Below are 18,112 nucleotides of genomic sequence, written 5' to 3'. Positions count from 1 at the left end.
GAAAAGGCCCTTTAGTTCAGGCCTGTTGTAACTTCTGCTGAAGCCTCCACAGATGCGTCATCTCCTGATTCTATAGAACTCTCTGTCTCAACTTCAGCTTCGTCATCGGAGTCTTCTGACTCCAGTTCGTACTCCAGTTCTCCCTCCATCTCTGTTTCTCCTTCTTTTTCAACTTCGACTTCGAATTCGTCGGCCTCTGGGATAGTGACGACGATTTCTCCATCTGAGTTGGTCTGTCCTACTTCTTCGCCGTTAACTTTGACTGTGGCGTTAGCGACAGCTTCTCCTTCATAAGTTGCGAGGACAGTCACGTTGTTGCCTTTCTCGATATCTCCTGTGACGTTGATATCGAGTTCTATATCTTCTCTTTCTTCAGCTTCGTCGCTGTCCTGTGAACTGTTCACTGCTTCTGCAGCTCTGTCATTCCCTCTTTCCGATAGGAAAGCTGAGATAGCTGCCATGATTCCCTGTCTGTCGCCGCTTCTTGCTGCTGCAGAGACTTCTGCTCCTGCGCCGTTTCCTGATCCGGCGTTAGCTCTGGCGTTCGCGTGCTCTGGCGGGCCTCCAGCTTCTTTCTGCGCCTGGCTGTTGGCGTTGAGCTCTCCTGTTGCGGTAGTCTGTCCGTTGGCCTCTACATCTGCCTGACTACTGGAGACTTTCTGTTCCAGCGCTGTAAGTCTCTGCTGGATGTTCTGTAACTGCTTCTGTATCTGTGTAAGTGCCGTCATAATTCCTTCTGACTGTGCGGACGCTTGCGCATCCGTTTGAACCTGATTGCTGGACTGGGCCTGTGAAGGCTGTGCAGCTGCTGGAGCTGCCAGTCCAAGTAGCAAACCTGCTACTATAAACGTTGTCGTGAATCTGTTATCGAGTTTCATTTGTCTATTCACCAAGCTCTCATACCCGCTCCACCTTTAAGAGGCGTTTCCAGAAACAAGCGTTTAACAACGTTCAAAAACCGTTCAATAGCGTTTAACAAGGCCTTTCACATGTTCAGTTTCGTTCATCTCTGCTGCTTCTCAAGCTCATCGATATCAGGTTCAATCAGATAGGTATTCGCCTTTTTCTTCTTTATCACAAGACCTCTCTCGAAAAGCTCGGAGACAGCATTACTCACAGTAGCCTTTGATACACCGATCTCATCAGGCAACTCACTCTGAAGCATAGGCTCATCCAGGACGGCATCAATTATCTCCTCTGCACGCCTTGAAAGACCTATATTATCAACCCTGAGATCTTCGGACTCGTCATCACTGTAGTACTCCTCGTCAAGAAACTTCTGAAGCTTCCAGATATACAGGCCTGCTGCAAAACTCAAAGCGATAAATGCTCCCAGAAGCATATAGATAAGAATCTCAAACTCGGCTTCGGGAAAAGGAACTGCCATAACAATTCTCTAGGCCTCCACAGATAAAAAATACTCCGATTCAAGGCCTTCCAGGCCTGTCTATCTCATTAGATTTTCCAGATAACTCTCCGGTATCTTTTCCTGCACTTCTCTCATTCTCATTAATCGAGTTATCAGGCCTGTCGGCAGGATTTCCTATGTTATCATCATTTCCGATGTTTTCTGAAACACTGGTGTTCGCGCCTCCTACAGGCGAATCATTCTGTCTTTCAGGCCTGACTTCTCTATCTGGAGCATTACTTCCGGGATTACTCATGTTTCCTGGTATCGAATCTTTCCCGGGTGATTTTGCCATTCTATCATTGTTCGCTGGTGTGCCGGTAACATTTCCGGTATCTGATCCTCTGGAGTTCACTTCTCCGCTTTTACCAGGGCTCTCAGGCCTCCCTGTTTTCCCGGGATTTCGAGACTTATCTATAGCTTTCTGGATGGCGGCTCTGGCCTGTTCCGGAACTTTATTCTTCACTTCCTCCAGTTTCTGAGTATTTCTCCTTGAAATATTATCGAGTTGCTCTGTTAGATCGGTATTGTTGTTTCCGGCAGCTATACTTCTTGATCTGTTGAGAGTATCTGAATAGGCCTGTACCATCTCTGAGGCCTCCTCGCTCCTGTTCCTGTCGGCCAGAGCATTGGCCTCTGCAAGCCTCTCCTCCGCATTGTTCGCCAGAGCCTTGGACTTCATATCCGGGCCTCCTACAGCACCGGCTATGCGGACTTCAAGATCCTCCACGAACTTTTCCAGTCCATAGAGAAAGTTCCCCGGCATAAGTCCGGGATCCGCGCCGCTTTCCGTCTGATCTATCTGTGGCTGTCCAGCTCCTGCTACGGTGAAAAATGTTACAGCGAACAAGATGATTAGTAAAGCCTTTCTCATACATGCCTATTCGTCTCCGAAGGATTTTAAATCAGGCCTCTGAATGAACGTTTATCTGCGGACTGTAAAATCCTCTACAGGCCTCCTTCGCCAGTTTTCCCTGTTCAATTCTGTTAGATCGGGTTTTGGAAAAAGAATTAAGGAGTTCTGCACCAAGAATCAAACTATGGTTGACAGAGAAGAAGCACTGGAACTTCACAGTAAAAACCCTGGAAAAATATCTGTAGAACCTTCAGTAAAGATAGATGGAAAAGAGGATCTGAATCTCGTATACACTCCTGGAGTCGCAGAGCCGTGTAAAGAAATATCTCAAGACAATGAAGAGGCCTATAATTATACTTCAAAAGGAAATCTTGTGGCTATAGTTTCTGACGGCTCCGCAGTCCTTGGACTGGGCGATATAGGTCCAGAGGCCTCTATGCCTGTGATGGAAGGAAAAGCCAACTTGATGAAAAAATTCGGCGGTGTTGACGGATTCCCTGTATGTCTTGATGCGGAAACTGCAGGTGATATTGTAGAGCATGTTGAGGCCCTGGAGCCGACTTTTGGTGCAGTAAATCTTGAGGATATCAAGGCTCCACGCTGTTTCCGTGTAGAAGAGACTCTGAAAAAATCTCTTGACGTCCCGGTTTTCCACGACGATCAACACGGCACTGCAATAGTCGTCGGTGCTGCTGTAAGGAATGCGCTTGATCTTGCCAGAAAAGACCTTGAAGATGCACGGATCGCAATATCTGGTGCAGGAGCCTCGGGTATCGCAGTGGCAAAATTCCTGCTCGATGCAGGTGCAGAAAACATTGTCCCTGTAGACTCTTCCGGCATCCTCAGAACAGACGATCAGAACGAGTACAAGGCAGGCCTGGCGGAAAGAACTCTGGCCTCTGAGGAACAGGGAGATCTTTCCGATGCAATGGAAAATGCGGACGTATTCATAGGCCTTTCAGCTCCGGGAATAGTTTCCAAGGACATGGTAGAGTCTATGGCGGATGATCCAATAGTCTTTGCACTGGCAAATCCTGATCCTGAAATTCTGCCGGAAGAAGCTAGAGAAGCCGGAGCATTCATCACTGCAACAGGCAGAAGCGACTTCGATAATCAGGTGAACAACTCGCTGGCATTCCCTGGAGTCTTCAGAGGAGCACTTGATGTAAAGGCCTCAGATATAAATGAAGAGATGAAGATAGCTGCTTCAGAGGCTATAAGAGAATTTATCGAGCCAGAAGAAGACAGGATTGTGCCTGACACTCTGGATAGGGAGCTTGCAATGGAGATTGCGGAGAAAGTCAAGGAGGCTGCCAGAGAAAGCAAAGTTGCCAGAGAATAGGTTTTTCAGTTTTCACTTCTCTTTTTTCTCTATGAACGAGGAGAAACTTGAAAACTACATCAGAGCGGGCGAAGTAATACAGAAAGCAAGGAAAAAGGCCCGCAAAGCTGCAGAGCCAGGCACCAATATAAAAATTATAGCTGAAGAAGTTGAAGGCCTGATACGTGAAGAAGGCCTTGAGCCAGCTTTCCCTGTAAATATCTCTATAGATGATTCTGCAGCACACTACACTCCAGGAGTTAAAGAAAACAGAGTCCTGAAAGAAGACGACGTTGTAAAAATCGATATAGGGGCACATTCAGATGGTTATATCGCTGATACTGCTTTGACTGTTAATCCTTCAGGCCAGCATCAGGAAATGATCGATGCGGTCGAGCAGGTTCTTGAAAAAGCCCTGGACTTTGTTGAGCCAGGTAAAACTGTCGGGGAGCTTGGAAATTTTGTTGAAGATCAGATTCCACAGGAGTATGAGGTAGTTAGGAATCTTACAGGGCACTATATCGGCAAGTATGAGCAACACGCTGGTGTATCGATACCTAACTTTTCCAATGACTCTGATCACGTCTTTGAAGTTGGAGATGCTTTTGCTATAGAGCCTTTCCTTACAGACGGCTCTGGACGGATCAAAAACGGCGCACAGGGCAACATCTACAAAATTGAAAATGAAAGAAACGTTAGAGGCCGTGTAGAGAGAGAACTGCTTAACAGGATCAAAGAGTTCAATGGATTGCCGTTTACACCAAGATGGTTTGATGATTTCGGGGCCAGAAAACGCATGGCAATGAAAAAATTAGTTGATGGAGGGATAGTGCATTCATACCCTGTACTGAACGAAGTAAACGGCGGAACAGTAGTCCAGGCAGAACATACAGTTGTCTTGACTGAGGACGGGAAAAAAGTAACTACCAGAAGATAGCTAGGCCTTGCATTGTCCGGGAACGCCATTTCTATTTATGAGGCCTACAAGCAGTATAACTGCTCCAAGACGCAGGAGATTTCCCTGATAAGGCAGTAAAGCCAGTACGCCTCCGAATCCCAGAAATGTGAGGAGGCCTACTCCGCATGATGCGCATCCGGCGGCAAGAAATCCGGGCAGTATCCCTACTATATTCTTGTTCACGTTTCTGTACCTGAGCTCTAATACGGTGTTCACAAGTAGGATAGCTGCCAGAGCACTGAAAAGGCCTGTAAGTATGAGTCCGGTGTATCCAGATGTTGCGATCAGGCCTCCTAATCTTATCTGTACTGCAGGAATCCAGTTGCTTATCCCGGATGAAATCATCTGCATCGAGAACTCTGGCTGTGAGCTCAGAAGGCTGAACAAGAAGAAAAATCCTGTGAAAAACAACGCCGAGATGCCTGTAGAAAAGCTTCTGAAAGGATGGAAAAGGCTTTCCCGGAATTTTTCCAGTCTTTCATTCATAATAAAAATAGAGGTGAAAAATGTTTTTTGAGGCCTCAAGTTCAGCTCTGGATCTGCTCAAAGGCCTTTTCGAAGTTTGAAAGCGGCTGGGCGCCGGAAATCTTCACGAAGCCGTTTTCCTGGTTTCCTACGAGGAATGTCGGTGTGCCAAGTCTGCCGATATTTCTTATGGCATTGTTCTTGTCCTCTGCCATTTCAGATCCGTCGGTTGACAGGTAACACTGGGTGAATTCTTCGTTGTCTATCTCCTGCATTCCAGAGGCTATATCGTTGAATGTTTCTGTTGTACGGTTCTGTCCTCCTGCCATCCAGGTATCTCTGCGGTCGAAAAGTTCAGCCGCATAATCCCAGTATCTTTCCTCGCTCTGATCATATACACAGTTAGCTGCTGCATGCGCCCTGATCGCATTAGGATGCAGGTTTGGAACAGGGTAATCCTTCATAATCAGTTCCACTTGACCGGTTTCAATGTACTGTTCCTTCAGCTTCTGATGATTCTGCTGCGTGTCAATAGGAAGCCGAGGACTTGCATCGTAACCGTTCCACTCCGCGCAGTACGGACATCCAAAGTCAGTGTACTCAACGACTTTTATCGGCGCATCAGCCTCTCCAAGACTTGGCTCATCCTCGAAACTGATATTACCGATGTCAACTTTCTCAAGCTGACTTCCAGAATCCCCTGTATCTCCGGAAGGAGAGGCCTCTGGCCCGGGAGTAATGGAGGAAGTGACGAAACCTCCTGTGAACCCAACAAAAAGGCCTAAAGCAAAGGCCACAGTTATGGCCTGTCGCACAGAGAAACTAAGATCGACAGTATCTCCACCCGTACTTTCTGAATTATCATTATCAACTGAGTTTTCCGCTGCTTCTTCGCCTTCATTTTCATCATTTGAAACATCTTCTGTGGAGGCCTCTTCTTTCTCATCAGGGTGCTTCTGTCCCTTGTGAATTTTCAGGCCTCTTTCAGAATCAAATTCCTCTCCACAGATACTACACTCGTGACTATCCGACATACATAGTTTAGAACATTTTACTGTTAATAAACAGAAGGGTTACAGGGAGGGAACCACGTCCTCCCTGCAAATTTATCCGAAGTAATCAGGAGTCTCTTCGCTCTGCTCTATATCCTGCATCTTCTTCATCATCGATCTGTAGCGCTCTAGATTCTCCTCCGTAGCTGTAGGCTTCACATCGTCTATCGCGCTTTCGAAGTCATCCATTGTGACTTCTGATGCATCGCCATCGGCTCGAAGAGCATCCATGCCAGCCTCTCTACACACTGATTCGATATCAGAGCCGACGAAGCCATCAGTCTCCTCAGCAAGCTCATCAAGATCAACATTATCGGCCAGAGGCATATCTCTCGTATGGACCTCGAAAATTTTTCTCCGGGCCTCTACATCCGGAACATCCACTTCAACATTCCTGTCGATCCTTCCAGGCCTCATGATTGCAGGATCAATCATATCAGGCCTGTTCGTCGCCGCAATGACAGTAACTCCTTCAAGGCTTTCTATTCCATCCAGCTCAGTCAGCAACTGATTCACAACTCTGTCTCCTACACCGGAGTCCGAACTTCTGGATCCTCTGCGTGGAGCGATAGAGTCTATCTCGTCGATGAACAGTACGCACGGCGCTACCTGTCTAGCCTTCTTGAATACTTCTCTTACGGCGCTCTCTGATTCTCCAACGTACTTGGAAAGTAGTTCCGGGCCTTTAACTGAGATGAAGTTCGAGTTGGATTCGTTGGCTACTGCTTTTGCCAGGAGTGTCTTTCCTGTTCCAGGAAGTCCGTATAGAAGGATTCCTTTCGGTACTTCTATGCCCATTCTCTCGAATCTTTCTGGATATTCCTGTGGCCATTCTACCATTTCCTGAAGTCGTTCCTTTGTCTCGTTGAGGCCTCCTATCTGATCCCAGGTGACCTGTGGTACTTCCACCATGACTTCACGCATCTGTGAAGGCTCTACAGTTCTCATGCCTTTTATCATAGCATCTCTGTCGATTATCAGGTCTTCAAGCACTTCACTAGGAATCTCCTCGTCCAGATCTATCTCAGGAAGCACCTCTCTGAGGACGTACATCGCGGCCTCTTTGCATAAAGTCTCGAGATCAGCTCCCACGTAGCCGTGAGTCTTATCTGCAAGCTCATTGAGATCTACGTCGTCTGCAAGAGGCATGTTTCGTGTATGGATCTGGAGAATTTCTTTCCTTCCATCTCTGTTTGGAACTCCGATCTCTATCTCTCTGTCGAAACGTCCTCCTCTCCTCAATGCTGGATCGATGGCGTTTGCTCTATTTGTAGCTGCTATAACGATGACGTTCTCTCTTGCTTCCAGACCATCCATCTCTGAGAGTAGCTGTGCTACAACACGTCTTTCTACTTCTCCTCCCGTATCATCTCTCTTTGGAGCGATGGCATCGATTTCGTCGATGAATATTATTGCTGGAGCATCGTCGCGGGCCTCTTCGAATTTTTCACGGAGCTGTTTCTCTGATTCTCCGTAGTACTTTGACATGATCTCCGGGCCATCGATAGAAAGGAAAGTAGCGTTCGATTCGTTGGCTACTGCTTTTGCCAGGAGTGTCTTACCTGTTCCTGGCGGTCCTTGGAGTAGTACTCCTGATGGTGCGTCGATTCCAAGCTGCTGGAAGACTTCAGGGTGTTTTAGAGGTAGTTCGATCATCTCTCTAACTTTCTGAACTTCTTCATCCAGGCCTCCAATGTCCTCGTACGTTACGTCCGGAACTTTGACACGCTGCTGCTCCTGCTCGTCGACTGCCTGCTTCTTTACCTTGATCTCTGTGTCTCTAGTTATCTGTACAGGGCCTTTCGGCTTTGTCTTTACAATCATCAGTTTTGTATCGCCGCCGAAACTGAATGCGAACTTGTCCATATCGAAGTCGAATGGCATGTCGTCGAACATTCCCTGAGGCCTGTCCCGATCACTTCCTGGTACGACGATATCTCCCTGCATAACTGCACGATTGGCCAGTCCTTTCTTGAAGATATTCGGATTCGAAACCTGCATCATGACGCCTTTCTCGGCAGGAGCAAGAGTGATCTCCTCAGCCTTCTGGATGTCTGCCTTTCTCACGGAGACGTTTTCTCCCAGGCTTGTGCCTGCATTCTTTCGCATGTATCCATCCATCCGTGCTATACCGAGGCCTTTGTCCGCAGGATAGCTTCTGGCAACTCTTCCTGCTGTCTCACGATCTCCCTCGATTACAACGGCCTCTCCTTCACGGACGTCAATCTCTTCCATGATTTTGCTGTCAATTCTGACAATACCTTTTCCGATGTCCTGCTGGGCGTTAGGAGGTACTTCCCCAACACGCAGCTTCACTGAATTTTCATCTGTCATTGTTTATCACCTTTGATCCTCTCGATAATATCTGAATCCTCCAGTACTACTCTGAACACGTGTTTCGAAACCTTCTCACCCCACTCGTTGAAATAGCTCTCAACCTTCTCAACGTACTTAGTGGAAGTGATGAAAACACTGTCATCAATCCTCATATGCGGGATCTCATCCATCAAACCCTCTTTCTCATACTCGTACTCCTTACCGTTCTTCCGAACCGTCTGCTTATACCCAAAGAGGCCTCTGTAAAACTTGTTCCGCTCATAAACGGACTCAAAATTCTTTCTCTCAGTGTTGTACGTAATCAACGCAGCCTCTTTCTCTGGCATAATCAATCATTGATAAGCAACACTTAAATTGATTTTTGTTTACGTAAACAAAAAATTCTTTTTGACGAGAGGAGGCCTGAAAATAAAGATTTACTCGACCACAACATGGAAAGTCTCGTTACTGTAACTCTCGTTGTTCCAGGCCTCAACGCCGTAACTGTAATTTCCTTTTTCTATGCCTGAAGAATTGAACTCCATAGTCACATCTATACGTCCTACAGCTTTGTCCCAGACCCAGTACGGGGGAAGAGATGTAAGAACACCTCGAGGCCTGGGACTGATATCATACTCGGGAGTCATCTCGTATGGGCCTATAACTCCCTCTCTGCTTGCTGTGTAAGAAGCTCTCTGAGCGTTCTGTATAGAGGCCTCTACGGTCCCAGTCTGGTTCCGGCCTATAGTCAAGTTATTCTCCACATCGATCTCGGGGGTAACATTTTTCTCGCCGTTATTCAGTATGTAAGATACTTCTCCGTCAGTCGCCACATTGAAAGATCCTAGAGCAAAAATTACTACGAAGACAGCTCCGTAGATTATGTGCCGCTTCTCCATACAGGACTTTTTTACTGAGACCTGAATTTAAGGCCTCGGAATCTCTTCCGGAAAATCAACTGATTAAGGATAAAAGAGTTGTAACACTTTATTCGTCTGTGGAAGTAGAAAGAGTATCTACCGGCTGCGAACCACTGGATACGCTGTTAAACGGTGGCGTGGAGAAAGGAGTTATCTCAAATTTTTACGGCGAGTCAGGATCAGGGAAGACCAACGTCTGTATACAGGTAGCAGCACAGGTAGCCATGGACGGCGGAAAAGTAGCATACGTCGACTCAGAGGCCTCTTTCTCTCCAGAAAGATTCATACAGATAGCTTCAGAGGAAGCACTTGACAATATATTCTTGAAAGACGTTACAGACTTCGAACAGCAGGATGAAACGATCGAAGGCCTCGAAAATCTGGTGGAAGAAAAAGAAATAGATCTTATCGTAGTTGATTCTCTCGTATCTCTTTACCGCCTGAAAGTTAATGGGGAAAACGCTCAGGAAGTTAATCAGGAGCTTTCACAGCAGCTCTCAACACTTTCAGGAATCGCCAGAAACCACAATATCCCGGTCATGATAACGAACCAGGTATACACATCTTTCGACGAAGAAGGCCTGGAACTTGTAGGGAGAGACGTTCCAAAGTACTGGAGTAAATGCCTTGTCAAGCTTTCACAGGGCGATAAAAACGTCAGGAAGGCCCGTATATCGAAGCACCGTTCTCTTCCTGAGGGGAAGGAAGTCCGATTTGAGATAACTGATGAAGGCCTCGTTGAGGCATCTGAAGGAGGACTCTTCTAGCACGGAAAAATTCTAAAATGTAGGCCTCAACTGTATCTACATGAGTCTGGAGGATGCACGTGAGGAGATCGATAAGGCGAACAAAAGAATAGCTGGAAACGTCCGTGACAGGATGGATGCAGTTCTCAAGGTAATGAACTACAAGAGCCGTGAAGATATGCAGATCCGTGATGAAGAAAGAGAGGAAGAAGTGAAGCAGGATTTCGAGGAAATGTTCGAGAACAAGAAGATGCCTCCAGAGAGAGGCCGGGAACTGGCTGAAGTCCTTATAGAAACGGCTGTCGATATACAGGAAGACCTAATGGAGGAAGAATAATTTTTGAAAGTCGCACTTCTAGGCCCTGAAGGCACCTATACACATCAGGCAGCGGAAAAATACTTCGAAGATTTAGAGCCAGAGTTCTGTTCAACTATAAGAGAGGTATTTGAATCAGATACAGAGGCCAAATTAGTTCCAATCGAAAACTCTCTAGGAGGAGGAGTAACAGACACAATCGACCTCTTGAGAGAGAAAGACGAAAAAATCTCCGGCGAAGTCGTCCTACCGATCCAGCACGCACTGATCTCCGACGAAAAAAGTATAGAAGACATCGAAAAAGTAAAATCTCATCCCCAGGCCCTGGCCCAGTGCAAACAGATAATAGAACAACACGGCTGGAGTACAGAGGAGACAAATTCTACGGCAGACGCAGTAACAGGCCTTGAAACAGGAGAAGCCGCTCTGGCCTCAGAGATCGCAGCAGAAATCAACGATAAAAACATTCTCAAGAGATCTGTCCAGGACAGGGACGTAAACGTCACACGTTTCCTTGTCCTCAATGGTGAACCAGAGGCCCGAGAAAAATCTTCACTCATACTGGAGCCGGGAGAGGACAGGCCCGGCCTGCTTCACGCAATGCTGTCGTGTTTCGCGGGACACGAGATCAACTTGAGCCACATCCAGTCAAGGCCTACGAAGGAAAAGCTCGGTGAGTACTACTTCTATGTCGAGGCAGAGGCCTCAGGAGAAAAACTTCAGAAGGCAGTTACAGCACTTGAGACATACGGAGACGTTCAGAATCTTGGAGGGTACAGGAAAGCAGAGAGGCCTGAATAGAGGTAAAAATTCATGAGAGAACGCATCGAAAATATCAACTTATCGATCAGAAAAATATCGGAAAAAGCAGCAAAGATGGACGATGTCGTAAGGTTTGACATTGGACAGCCAAGCTTTGACACGCCAGAACACGTTAAAGAAGCAGCTAAAGAAGGCCTGGAAAACAAACAGGGATATTCTCCTATGCTGGGCCTTGAAGAGATGAGAGAAGCAGTCCTGAAGGAAGAGAATAACAAAGAAGGATTTCAAGATTTCGACTTAGGCCTTGAAAACGTGATGGTTACGACAGGCGGTATGGGGGCTTTGTTCGCCATCTTCGCCGCCAGGCTTGGAGAAGACGATAAGGCCTTGTTCAATGATCCGTGCTGGGGGCCTTACAAGATGATCTCCGAGGTCAACGGCAATGAATGGGAACAGGTCGAGTACTGGAACGATGATAGAGAACTGAGAGAAGAGGCGAAGGAAAAAATTGCTGAGGCTGACATGATTGTTGTTAATACGCCAGGAAATCCAACGGGCTATGTTTTGACAGAGGATCAGGCCCGTGAAATCGGTGAATGTGCTGAAGAAAACGATACTTTCCTCGTATCGGATGAAGTGTATCACAGACTCACCTACGGAAAGAAGCATTACTCGCCAGCAGTTCATGCACATGATTCCGCGGTTATAGGCTCTGCTTCGAAAAATCATGCGATGACGGGCTGGAGAGTCGGCTGGATAATCGACGAACCGGAAAATATAGAGGAATACGCGAAAGTTTCCAGAGCCTCTACAGCGTGTCCGCCGAGAATTTCGCAGTACGCGGCGATTGAGGCCTTGAACAATGATTCGCATGTCGAGGAGATGCGTGAGGCCTATGAGGAAAGAAGGGATCTGTTAGTTGAACGCATGGAGGCCTTGGGATGGGACTTTGTCGCTCCTGAAGGCGCGATCTATGCTTTCCCAGAGGTAGGCGAGGATTCCTGGGATTTCTGCATGGATATGATTGAGGAAGGTGTCGCGATGGTCCCCGGTGAGCCTATGGGGCCTGAAAGCGATAGAAACGTCAGGATATGTTTTGGATCGACCACTAAAGAGGAGATAGAGAAGGCCTTTGACAGATTGGAGAATCGTTAATCCCAGTTTATCTTTCCTACTTTTTCCTCTATCTTTTTCGCCATCTCCAAGTCTTTTTCTGTGATGCCGTCTTCTTCGTGGCTCCAGAGATCGATTTCAACGGCGCCGTACTGTACGCTTACTTCGGGATGGTGGAACTCTTCCTCGGCCAGTGAGAAAACTGTGTTGGCGAAGAAGACAGTCTCTCTGTAGTCATCGAACTCCACTCTTGTAGTAAGTTTTCCGTTCAACTCGCTCCAGATCTGGAGTTCATCCAGCGCCTGTTCAAGTTCTTCATCTTCAATTAGTTCTGCCATATCTCTGTATTATATCTCCGGATGTAAAACTGTTGAGGTCTCTAATCCTTTCTCCTGGAAAATCTATTTAGGCCTCGAGTCCGGTCTTGCTGCATAATGATTGATCAGAAGATTGCGATTGTCGGAGGGACGGGAAAGTTCGGCCAGCATCTTGGAAAACACATGGAAGAAGGAAACGAAATCTTTATCTCCGGCAGCAGCATAGAGAAAGCTGAAAAAATAGCGAATAAACATGAATGGGGCTACGGTGAATCAGAAGAGATAGTAAAGGATGCAGATATCGTGATCGTCTCAGTACCGATCTCTGTAACAGTCGATGTAATTGAAAGTATAGGCCCGAAAGTTCCAGACAACGCACTCTTCTGCGATGTAACAAGTGTGAAACAGAGGCCTGTAGAGGCCATGAAAAAGTATTCTGATGAAGTACTGGGGATGCATCCGATGTACGCACCCAGCAATACGATAAAAGGCCAGAAAGTAGTACTGTGTCCCGAGAAAGGGAAGAAATGGACTGTAATGGAGGAGTTCTGGGAGGAAAACGGTGCAGATCTGCATTTCACTGATCCTGAGAGCCATGACAGGGCGATGAGCTTCGTCCAGGGATTAATGCATTTCTCCGAGCTTGTAGTGGCGGATGTGATCCGTAAATCCGAGTTCGAAGGCGAAGATATGCAGGAGTTCTCATCACCGGTCTACAGCCTGATAACTGATCTGACGGCCAGGATGCTGAACCAGAAGCCAGGCCTCTACGGAAGCATACAGAAAGAGAATCCGGAGAATGAGGACATAAGAAAGGCCTTCGTGGACTCAGCTGAAGAGCTAAGTGAGCTAGTAGAAGATGAAGAGGCCTTTGCAGAAAGATTCGATGAACTGGGAGAACAGTTCGATCTGGAGAAGGCCCAGGAAAATACTGACAAGGTTATAGAGTTCCTTTCCAACGAGGTAAGGTAGTCTACCAGTCATCCTTTGTAGGGCAGTCGGGATCGATGCACATGTTGTAGTCGTTCCCTGAGTCCCTGCTGACATATATCTTCGGGTTGCCACATTCCTCGCATACGTCCTCCATACTGTTGATTTCGCCGTTTCTCGGCAATGGGAAAGTGTTCTCACAGTCAGGGTAGTTGGAACAGCCTACGAAACGGTTTCCGTTGCTTTTTATGATGCGCAACGTGCCGTCGTCGCATTCAAGACAGTCGCCGAGCTGTCGTCTTCTCTTTCTCTCTGAGTCTATGGTATCGACGAGTTCAGCACCTATCTCTTTTTCCTGTTCCTTGAACTTCATCAATGTCTCTTCCAGCTCTTCTCTGGCTTTTTCAACTACTTCGTCGCTTGTTTCCTCGCTGTTCCTGATAGCCTCCATCTTTTCCTCGAACTCACGAGTAAGCTCCTCGCTCATAAGATCAGGAGCATGTTTCTCCAGAGTCTCGACTATCGCAAGCCCTAGATCAGAGACCTCGATAGGAGAGCCCTCGATATAATTCCTGTCATACAGTCTATCAACCGTAGCAGCTCTCGTAGCCTTGGTACCAAGATTCTTCTTCTCAAGCTCTGAAACAATTCCAGACTGGCTGTAACGTCGAGGTGGCTGCGTCTCTTTCTCCTCAAGATCAAAGCCTTCAACATCAAGCTTCTCACCTTCCTCAACACCTGGAAGCTCCGCCTCCTCAACTTTAACATATGGATCATAAAGATCAAACCAGTTACGCTCCTTTGTAACCTTTGACTTCGCTGTAAAGTCGTATCCAAGTACATCAAGCGTCAAAGTCAGAGACTGCCTCTTCGCAGCATCTCCGAACACCGCAAAGAAACGCTTAACAATCAAATCATACACTTTCCTCTCCATCTTAGAAAGATTCGAAGGCCTCTCACCCGTCGGATAAATCGCAGGATGCGCATCGTCCTCCTTCTTCCCCTGCCGAGGATACATATTATCGTTTTTATCCTTCTTCAGAACCTTCTTCGCCAGTTCACTGTAGTCGTCCTGACCTTTAAGCTTGTTAAGCAGATTCTTGTATCCAAGCTTCGCAGGCAATTTCTGGGACTCGGTACGAGGATACGAAATCAGAGAATCTTCGTAAAGAGACTGTGCAATAGACTGAGTCTTCTTCGGAGAAAGATTGAACTGGCTGGAGGCCTCTTTCTGAAGGCCTGTCAAGTTAAAAGGCACAGGAGGATTGTGGCTGTAATTATTGACTTTTATATTCGATACGCGGGCTTTTTTCTCTCCTTTAACCGTGTTGAAAACCTGATTAGCGTCTTCTTCCTTCCAGATCCTGTCGGTCTTGTCTCTATCGGCACCTGTTTCCTGGAACTTCGCATCGAACTCTGAGTGGTGCAGGAAAATCTCCCAGTAAGGATCAGGCTCGAACTCCATGATCTCTCTTTCACGATCGGCAAGCACTTTCAGTGCCGGTCCCTGTACACGGCCTGTGGACAGAGTCTTGTAGCGGTCATTCTCACGTACAGCCTGCATCAATGCCCGTGAAACGTTGACACCGTAGTAATAATCCAGTATGTGTCGTGTGATTCCTGCATCTGTCATTCCCTCATCGAAGCTCTCCAGATTATCAAAGGCCTCCTGCAGATCACTTTTGGTAAGTGTGGAGAACTTCATACGCTCTATTTGCTCGTTTGAAGCTCCTGTGATCTGCTTGATGACGTTGGCACCGATAACACTCCCTTCAAGATCGAAGTCGCATGCGTTAATGTATGTATCTGCTTTCTCAAGCTGGTCTTTGAGATTATTGTAGTACTTTTTCATGTAGTCGGCAGAATCACTGGTCTCGAAGGTAGGCTTCCACTCTACATCGAAAACAGGGTAATCCCAGCCCTCTTCAGTAGAATCAAGATTGAATATGTGTCCGACAGCAGGTGCGATGATTATACGTCTATCGTCTGTCTCAATGATGTAATTTTTTACCCCGCGGTTCTTCTTCATACTGTAATCTCCCAGGGCCTGAGCCAGTTTACTGGCAACGTTCGGCTTCTCACCGACCATCACTGTCGTCTGCATAATACTTTAATCTACACCAACAGTTCTATAATTACAGGCTTGATTTTTTAATTCGGCCATTCAACAGAAAAGGATAAAAGAATGTCACTACAAAGTAACAATATGCTCGGGCCTGATGTACTGGGAATTAAAGATGTAGACTTCTATCTTGACGGAGAGCAAGTTCATGCAGAGAGTCTTTTCAGTGTTTATGATCCTCTCGAGCCTGTTCTTGAGTCGAACCATGAAAGAAATCAGGTTGTTAGAGAGTATCGTTCTACAATGGGTGACAGACAGGCCTCTCAAAACGAGAAAGTGAAAGAAAAGAATAGGGAACTGGTTCGTGAGGCTGAAACACGTTTTGCGGAGACTAAAAGTGAATTTGATGCATATGCAGATATTGATGGTGAGAGATACAGTGTTGTGCCCCGTCAGAATATTCCTGCCGGCGGAATACTTTCGATGCCGAACGTCATGTTTCTGAAATCAGAGGAATCAGACAAGGAACTTGTATTGAGACACTGGAGGCCTCTAGACGATGAAACACTGTACAGACTCCATAAAAACACAGATTTCAACAGGATGAAACACGATGATGTTTACCATAGAAGCATAGGATCTGGTGATATGGCTGATTTCAATGAATCAGTTACTATGATAGACGAAAGAGATCTTCAGACAGCACTAATGTCATACTATGCTGATGTAAGAGATAATGAAGCAGCAAGGCCTCTTACACCGACTAAATGGACTGCTGTAGATGTTGAAGACGATGGAAGCGTTTACGTATTGCGAAACAGTCTCGAAGACGTCTTCAAAGGAGGCCTAGGAAACAGCGATACAGACGGCCTTGCGAAATATTATGCTAATCTCGCCAACTTACAGATAATTAACTGGTTCGACAGAAAAGACGAGTTCTTTATAGACTCGTGGCAGGACGGAGAAGGAAGATTCCCTGTCTTCGTTGACAACGAATTTTCTGGCGCTGTGAAAAGCCAGCAATACTTCTTCGGAGGACAGGATTACAAGGCATTCCCTGACACTCTTGTCAAAACTCTGACTGAAAACCATGACTATCCGGAACCAGTAGCTGAACAGATAGCCAATCAGTGGAAAGACGACTACAGAGAGGCCCAACAGTACATGGACGAACTTCCTGATGAAACAATAGTTGACTACTTAGCGGAAGGATGGGATCCAGACATTCTTCCTGACGAAAGACGTGTCCGGACAAGGATATAAGAGAAAATTAAGAGGCCTATCTCAAGGCCTGAATTTACTCTAATTCGATAAACTCTTTTCCGCCCATGTACTTCTGAAGCGGCTCAGGAATCTTGATCCCCTGCTCAGTCTGATTGTTCTCGATGATAGCCGTCATAACTCTTGAAGTAGCGCACGCTGTCGCGTTCAACGTGTGAGCAGTCTCATTGTCGCCGTCCCTTCTGATCCGGACACCGACTTTTCGGGCCTGGAAATCAGTACAGTTACTGCAGGACACAACTTCTCCGTACTCCTGAAGAGGAGGCCTCCACACTTCAACATCGTACTTTTTAGCCGCGTTATCGTTCATGTCGCCTGTACAGACGTTGACAACTCTGTACGGAAGGCCTAGCTTCTGCATAACTTCCTCGGAATTTTCAAGTAACTCCTCGTGTTTATCCCAGCTTTCCTCCGGTTCGCAAAAAATGTACTGCTCAACTTTCTCAAACTGGTGGACGCGCCAGATCCCACGAGTCTCCTGTCCGTGCTTACCGGCCTCCTGCCTGAAGTTCGTGGAAAATCCGGCGTACTTCTTCGGAAGATCCTGAGGCTGCAAAATTTCATCCATGTGGAAAGTCGCCAGAGTCTGTTCCGAAGTCGCAATCAGGTACTTATCCTCATCCTCGATCTTGTAAAGCTGCTCCTCAAAATCCTCAAGCTCTGCAGCAGCCTCCATAGGCCTGTGCTTCAAGTAGTAAGGAGTCTGCATAGGCGTGAAATCTTTTTCCTCAAGCAGATCCATCGAGAACTGGATCAAGGCCTGATTCAAGCGGAACAACTCATTTTTCAGATAATAAGCGCGTTCGCCGGATAATTCAGCCGCTTTCTCAGTCTCCACGAGATCGTTCTCCTGCAGGATATCCGCAGCAAGCTCCGCATCTTCATCTATGCCTGAATCCGGCTCCCATGTCTTGATCTCCCTGTTATCATCTTCATCATCTCCCTCAGGAACAGAATCATGCAGAACATTCCCTACACGATATCTTAACTCATCACGCTCCGCCTTCAAAGCTTCTACATCTTCTTCAAGCTCGGAGATCGTCTCTTTAACCTCCTGCATCTTTTCAATATATTCTTGGGCATCCTCACCGTTCTTTTTCAGTTCAGCAATCTTGTCCCCGACAGAGTTCCGCTTCTCCTGAAGCTCCTGAAGCCTCTGCAAAGTCTCACGCCAGGCCTCATCCAATTCAACTACTTTATCAACTCTTTCAGGATCTTTCCCACGCCTCTCCTCAGAGGCCTTAATAATCTCAGGACTCTCACGGAACAGTTCAATATCTAACATGTAT

At 46.8% G+C, this 18,112-nt stretch carries 19 protein-coding genes; 8 read left to right on the top strand and 11 right to left on the bottom strand.

Annotated elements, in window-relative coordinates:
* Positions 1–11 precede the first annotated feature (11 nt).
* The 3 genes from ACK3SF_RS05455 to ACK3SF_RS05445 form a co-directional block, all read right to left on the bottom strand.
* On the bottom strand, positions 12–878 hold the full coding sequence (locus tag ACK3SF_RS05455; RefSeq protein WP_414837688.1) for a hypothetical protein: 867 nt from the start codon (positions 876–878) through the stop codon (positions 12–14).
* Between the two features lie 125 nt (positions 879–1,003).
* A complete protein-coding gene (locus tag ACK3SF_RS05450) occupies positions 1,004–1,387 on the bottom strand; it encodes a hypothetical protein (RefSeq protein WP_414837687.1) in 384 nt (127 codons plus the stop codon).
* 40 nt (positions 1,388–1,427) lie between these two features.
* The gene (locus tag ACK3SF_RS05445; protein WP_414837686.1) at positions 1,428–2,282 is read right to left on the bottom strand and encodes a DUF5667 domain-containing protein; all 855 of its coding nucleotides are present in this window, start codon (positions 2,280–2,282) and stop codon (positions 1,428–1,430) included.
* Positions 2,283–2,448: 166 nt separating this feature from the next.
* Between ACK3SF_RS05445 and ACK3SF_RS05440 the strand changes: the two genes are divergently transcribed.
* Both ACK3SF_RS05440 and map read left to right on the top strand, forming a co-directional pair.
* Positions 2,449–3,606, top strand: a complete 1,158-nt coding sequence (locus tag ACK3SF_RS05440) for an NAD(P)-dependent malic enzyme (RefSeq protein ID WP_414837685.1) — start codon at positions 2,449–2,451, stop codon at positions 3,604–3,606.
* 31 nt (positions 3,607–3,637) lie between these two features.
* Positions 3,638–4,522, top strand: a complete 885-nt coding sequence (gene map, locus ACK3SF_RS05435; RefSeq protein WP_414837684.1) for a type II methionyl aminopeptidase — start codon at positions 3,638–3,640, stop codon at positions 4,520–4,522.
* Here the strand turns inward: map and ACK3SF_RS05430 are convergent, their stop codons facing one another.
* The 5 genes from ACK3SF_RS05430 to ACK3SF_RS05410 form a co-directional block, all read right to left on the bottom strand.
* Positions 4,523–5,029: a hypothetical protein gene (locus tag ACK3SF_RS05430; RefSeq protein ID WP_414837683.1), complete on the bottom strand. Its 507-nt coding sequence runs from the start codon at positions 5,027–5,029 to the stop codon at positions 4,523–4,525.
* A gap of 41 nt (positions 5,030–5,070) precedes the next feature.
* The gene (locus ACK3SF_RS05425) at positions 5,071–6,042 is read right to left on the bottom strand and encodes a DsbA family protein (protein WP_414837682.1); all 972 of its coding nucleotides are present in this window, start codon (positions 6,040–6,042) and stop codon (positions 5,071–5,073) included.
* 72 nt (positions 6,043–6,114) lie between these two features.
* On the bottom strand, positions 6,115–8,394 hold the full coding sequence (locus ACK3SF_RS05420) for a CDC48 family AAA ATPase (RefSeq protein ID WP_414837681.1): 2,280 nt from the start codon (positions 8,392–8,394) through the stop codon (positions 6,115–6,117).
* Positions 8,391–8,723 (bottom strand): hypothetical protein, encoded by a 333-nt coding sequence (locus ACK3SF_RS05415; protein ID WP_414837680.1) that lies wholly within the window; start codon positions 8,721–8,723, stop codon positions 8,391–8,393. Before ACK3SF_RS05415 ends, ACK3SF_RS05420 begins: the two co-directional genes overlap by 4 nt.
* A gap of 90 nt (positions 8,724–8,813) precedes the next feature.
* Complete coding sequence (locus ACK3SF_RS05410) at positions 8,814–9,275, bottom strand: hypothetical protein (RefSeq protein WP_414837679.1); 462 nt, start codon at positions 9,273–9,275, stop codon at positions 8,814–8,816.
* 98 nt (positions 9,276–9,373) lie between these two features.
* On the opposite strand from ACK3SF_RS05410, the gene radB reads away from it, so the two are divergent.
* The 4 genes from radB to ACK3SF_RS05390 are packed head-to-tail and all read left to right on the top strand — an operon-like array spanning position 9,374 to position 12,275.
* On the top strand, positions 9,374–10,063 hold the full coding sequence (radB, locus tag ACK3SF_RS05405; protein ID WP_414837678.1) for a DNA repair and recombination protein RadB: 690 nt from the start codon (positions 9,374–9,376) through the stop codon (positions 10,061–10,063).
* A 40-nt stretch (positions 10,064–10,103) separates the two neighbouring features.
* On the top strand, positions 10,104–10,379 hold the full coding sequence (locus ACK3SF_RS05400) for a chorismate mutase (RefSeq protein WP_414837677.1): 276 nt from the start codon (positions 10,104–10,106) through the stop codon (positions 10,377–10,379).
* Between the two features lie 3 nt (positions 10,380–10,382).
* Positions 10,383–11,159, top strand: coding sequence for a prephenate dehydratase (gene pheA / locus ACK3SF_RS05395; protein WP_414837676.1), 777 nt, complete (start codon positions 10,383–10,385; stop codon positions 11,157–11,159).
* Positions 11,160–11,171: 12 nt separating this feature from the next.
* Positions 11,172–12,275, top strand: coding sequence for a pyridoxal phosphate-dependent aminotransferase (locus ACK3SF_RS05390; protein WP_414837675.1), 1,104 nt, complete (start codon positions 11,172–11,174; stop codon positions 12,273–12,275).
* Here ACK3SF_RS05390 and ACK3SF_RS05385 read toward each other — a convergent pair.
* The gene (locus ACK3SF_RS05385) at positions 12,272–12,571 is read right to left on the bottom strand and encodes a 4a-hydroxytetrahydrobiopterin dehydratase (protein WP_414837674.1); all 300 of its coding nucleotides are present in this window, start codon (positions 12,569–12,571) and stop codon (positions 12,272–12,274) included. The genes ACK3SF_RS05390 and ACK3SF_RS05385 overlap by 4 nt on opposite strands.
* Positions 12,572–12,667: 96 nt before the next feature.
* Between ACK3SF_RS05385 and ACK3SF_RS05380 the strand changes: the two genes are divergently transcribed.
* The gene (locus ACK3SF_RS05380) at positions 12,668–13,522 is read left to right on the top strand and encodes a prephenate dehydrogenase/arogenate dehydrogenase family protein (protein WP_414837673.1); all 855 of its coding nucleotides are present in this window, start codon (positions 12,668–12,670) and stop codon (positions 13,520–13,522) included.
* A 1-nt stretch (position 13,523) separates the two neighbouring features.
* On the opposite strand, the gene topA is transcribed toward ACK3SF_RS05380, so the two are convergent.
* Positions 13,524–15,584, bottom strand: coding sequence for a DNA topoisomerase I (gene topA, locus ACK3SF_RS05375; protein ID WP_414837672.1), 2,061 nt, complete (start codon positions 15,582–15,584; stop codon positions 13,524–13,526).
* A gap of 81 nt (positions 15,585–15,665) precedes the next feature.
* Between topA and ACK3SF_RS05370 the strand changes: the two genes are divergently transcribed.
* The gene (locus ACK3SF_RS05370; protein ID WP_414837671.1) at positions 15,666–16,805 is read left to right on the top strand and encodes a hypothetical protein; all 1,140 of its coding nucleotides are present in this window, start codon (positions 15,666–15,668) and stop codon (positions 16,803–16,805) included.
* Positions 16,806–16,839: 34 nt separating this feature from the next.
* Here the strand turns inward: ACK3SF_RS05370 and serS are convergent, their stop codons facing one another.
* Positions 16,840–18,108, bottom strand: a complete 1,269-nt coding sequence (serS, locus tag ACK3SF_RS05365) for a serine--tRNA ligase (protein WP_414837670.1) — start codon at positions 18,106–18,108, stop codon at positions 16,840–16,842.
* Between the last annotated feature and the right edge of the window lie 4 nt (positions 18,109–18,112).

This window comes from Candidatus Nanosalina sp. VS9-1 (genome assembly GCF_047555085.1).
Taxonomy (GTDB): Archaea; Nanohalarchaeota; Nanosalinia; order Nanosalinales; family Nanosalinaceae; genus Nanosalina.
This window is presented reverse-complemented; position numbering and strand designations above follow the sequence as displayed.

Coding starts and splice junctions, on each gene's coding strand:
- ACK3SF_RS05455 (WP_414837688.1), bottom strand. CDS start 878: ATGAAACTCGATAACAGATTCACGACAACGTTTATAGTAGCAGGTTTG.
- ACK3SF_RS05450 (WP_414837687.1), bottom strand. CDS start 1,387: ATGGCAGTTCCTTTTCCCGAAGCCGAGTTTGAGATTCTTATCTATATG.
- ACK3SF_RS05445 (WP_414837686.1), bottom strand. CDS start 2,282: ATGAGAAAGGCTTTACTAATCATCTTGTTCGCTGTAACATTTTTCACC.
- ACK3SF_RS05440 (WP_414837685.1), top strand. CDS start 2,449: ATGGTTGACAGAGAAGAAGCACTGGAACTTCACAGTAAAAACCCTGGA.
- map (WP_414837684.1), top strand. CDS start 3,638: ATGAACGAGGAGAAACTTGAAAACTACATCAGAGCGGGCGAAGTAATA.
- ACK3SF_RS05430 (WP_414837683.1), bottom strand. CDS start 5,029: ATGAATGAAAGACTGGAAAAATTCCGGGAAAGCCTTTTCCATCCTTTC.
- ACK3SF_RS05425 (WP_414837682.1), bottom strand. CDS start 6,042: ATGTCGGATAGTCACGAGTGTAGTATCTGTGGAGAGGAATTTGATTCT.
- ACK3SF_RS05420 (WP_414837681.1), bottom strand. CDS start 8,394: ATGACAGATGAAAATTCAGTGAAGCTGCGTGTTGGGGAAGTACCTCCT.
- ACK3SF_RS05415 (WP_414837680.1), bottom strand. CDS start 8,723: ATGCCAGAGAAAGAGGCTGCGTTGATTACGTACAACACTGAGAGAAAG.
- ACK3SF_RS05410 (WP_414837679.1), bottom strand. CDS start 9,275: ATGGAGAAGCGGCACATAATCTACGGAGCTGTCTTCGTAGTAATTTTT.
- ACK3SF_RS05400 (WP_414837677.1), top strand. CDS start 10,104: ATGAGTCTGGAGGATGCACGTGAGGAGATCGATAAGGCGAACAAAAGA.
- ACK3SF_RS05390 (WP_414837675.1), top strand. CDS start 11,172: ATGAGAGAACGCATCGAAAATATCAACTTATCGATCAGAAAAATATCG.
- ACK3SF_RS05385 (WP_414837674.1), bottom strand. CDS start 12,571: ATGGCAGAACTAATTGAAGATGAAGAACTTGAACAGGCGCTGGATGAA.
- ACK3SF_RS05380 (WP_414837673.1), top strand. CDS start 12,668: ATGATTGATCAGAAGATTGCGATTGTCGGAGGGACGGGAAAGTTCGGC.
- topA (WP_414837672.1), bottom strand. CDS start 15,584: ATGCAGACGACAGTGATGGTCGGTGAGAAGCCGAACGTTGCCAGTAAA.
- ACK3SF_RS05370 (WP_414837671.1), top strand. CDS start 15,666: ATGTCACTACAAAGTAACAATATGCTCGGGCCTGATGTACTGGGAATT.
- serS (WP_414837670.1), bottom strand. CDS start 18,108: ATGTTAGATATTGAACTGTTCCGTGAGAGTCCTGAGATTATTAAGGCC.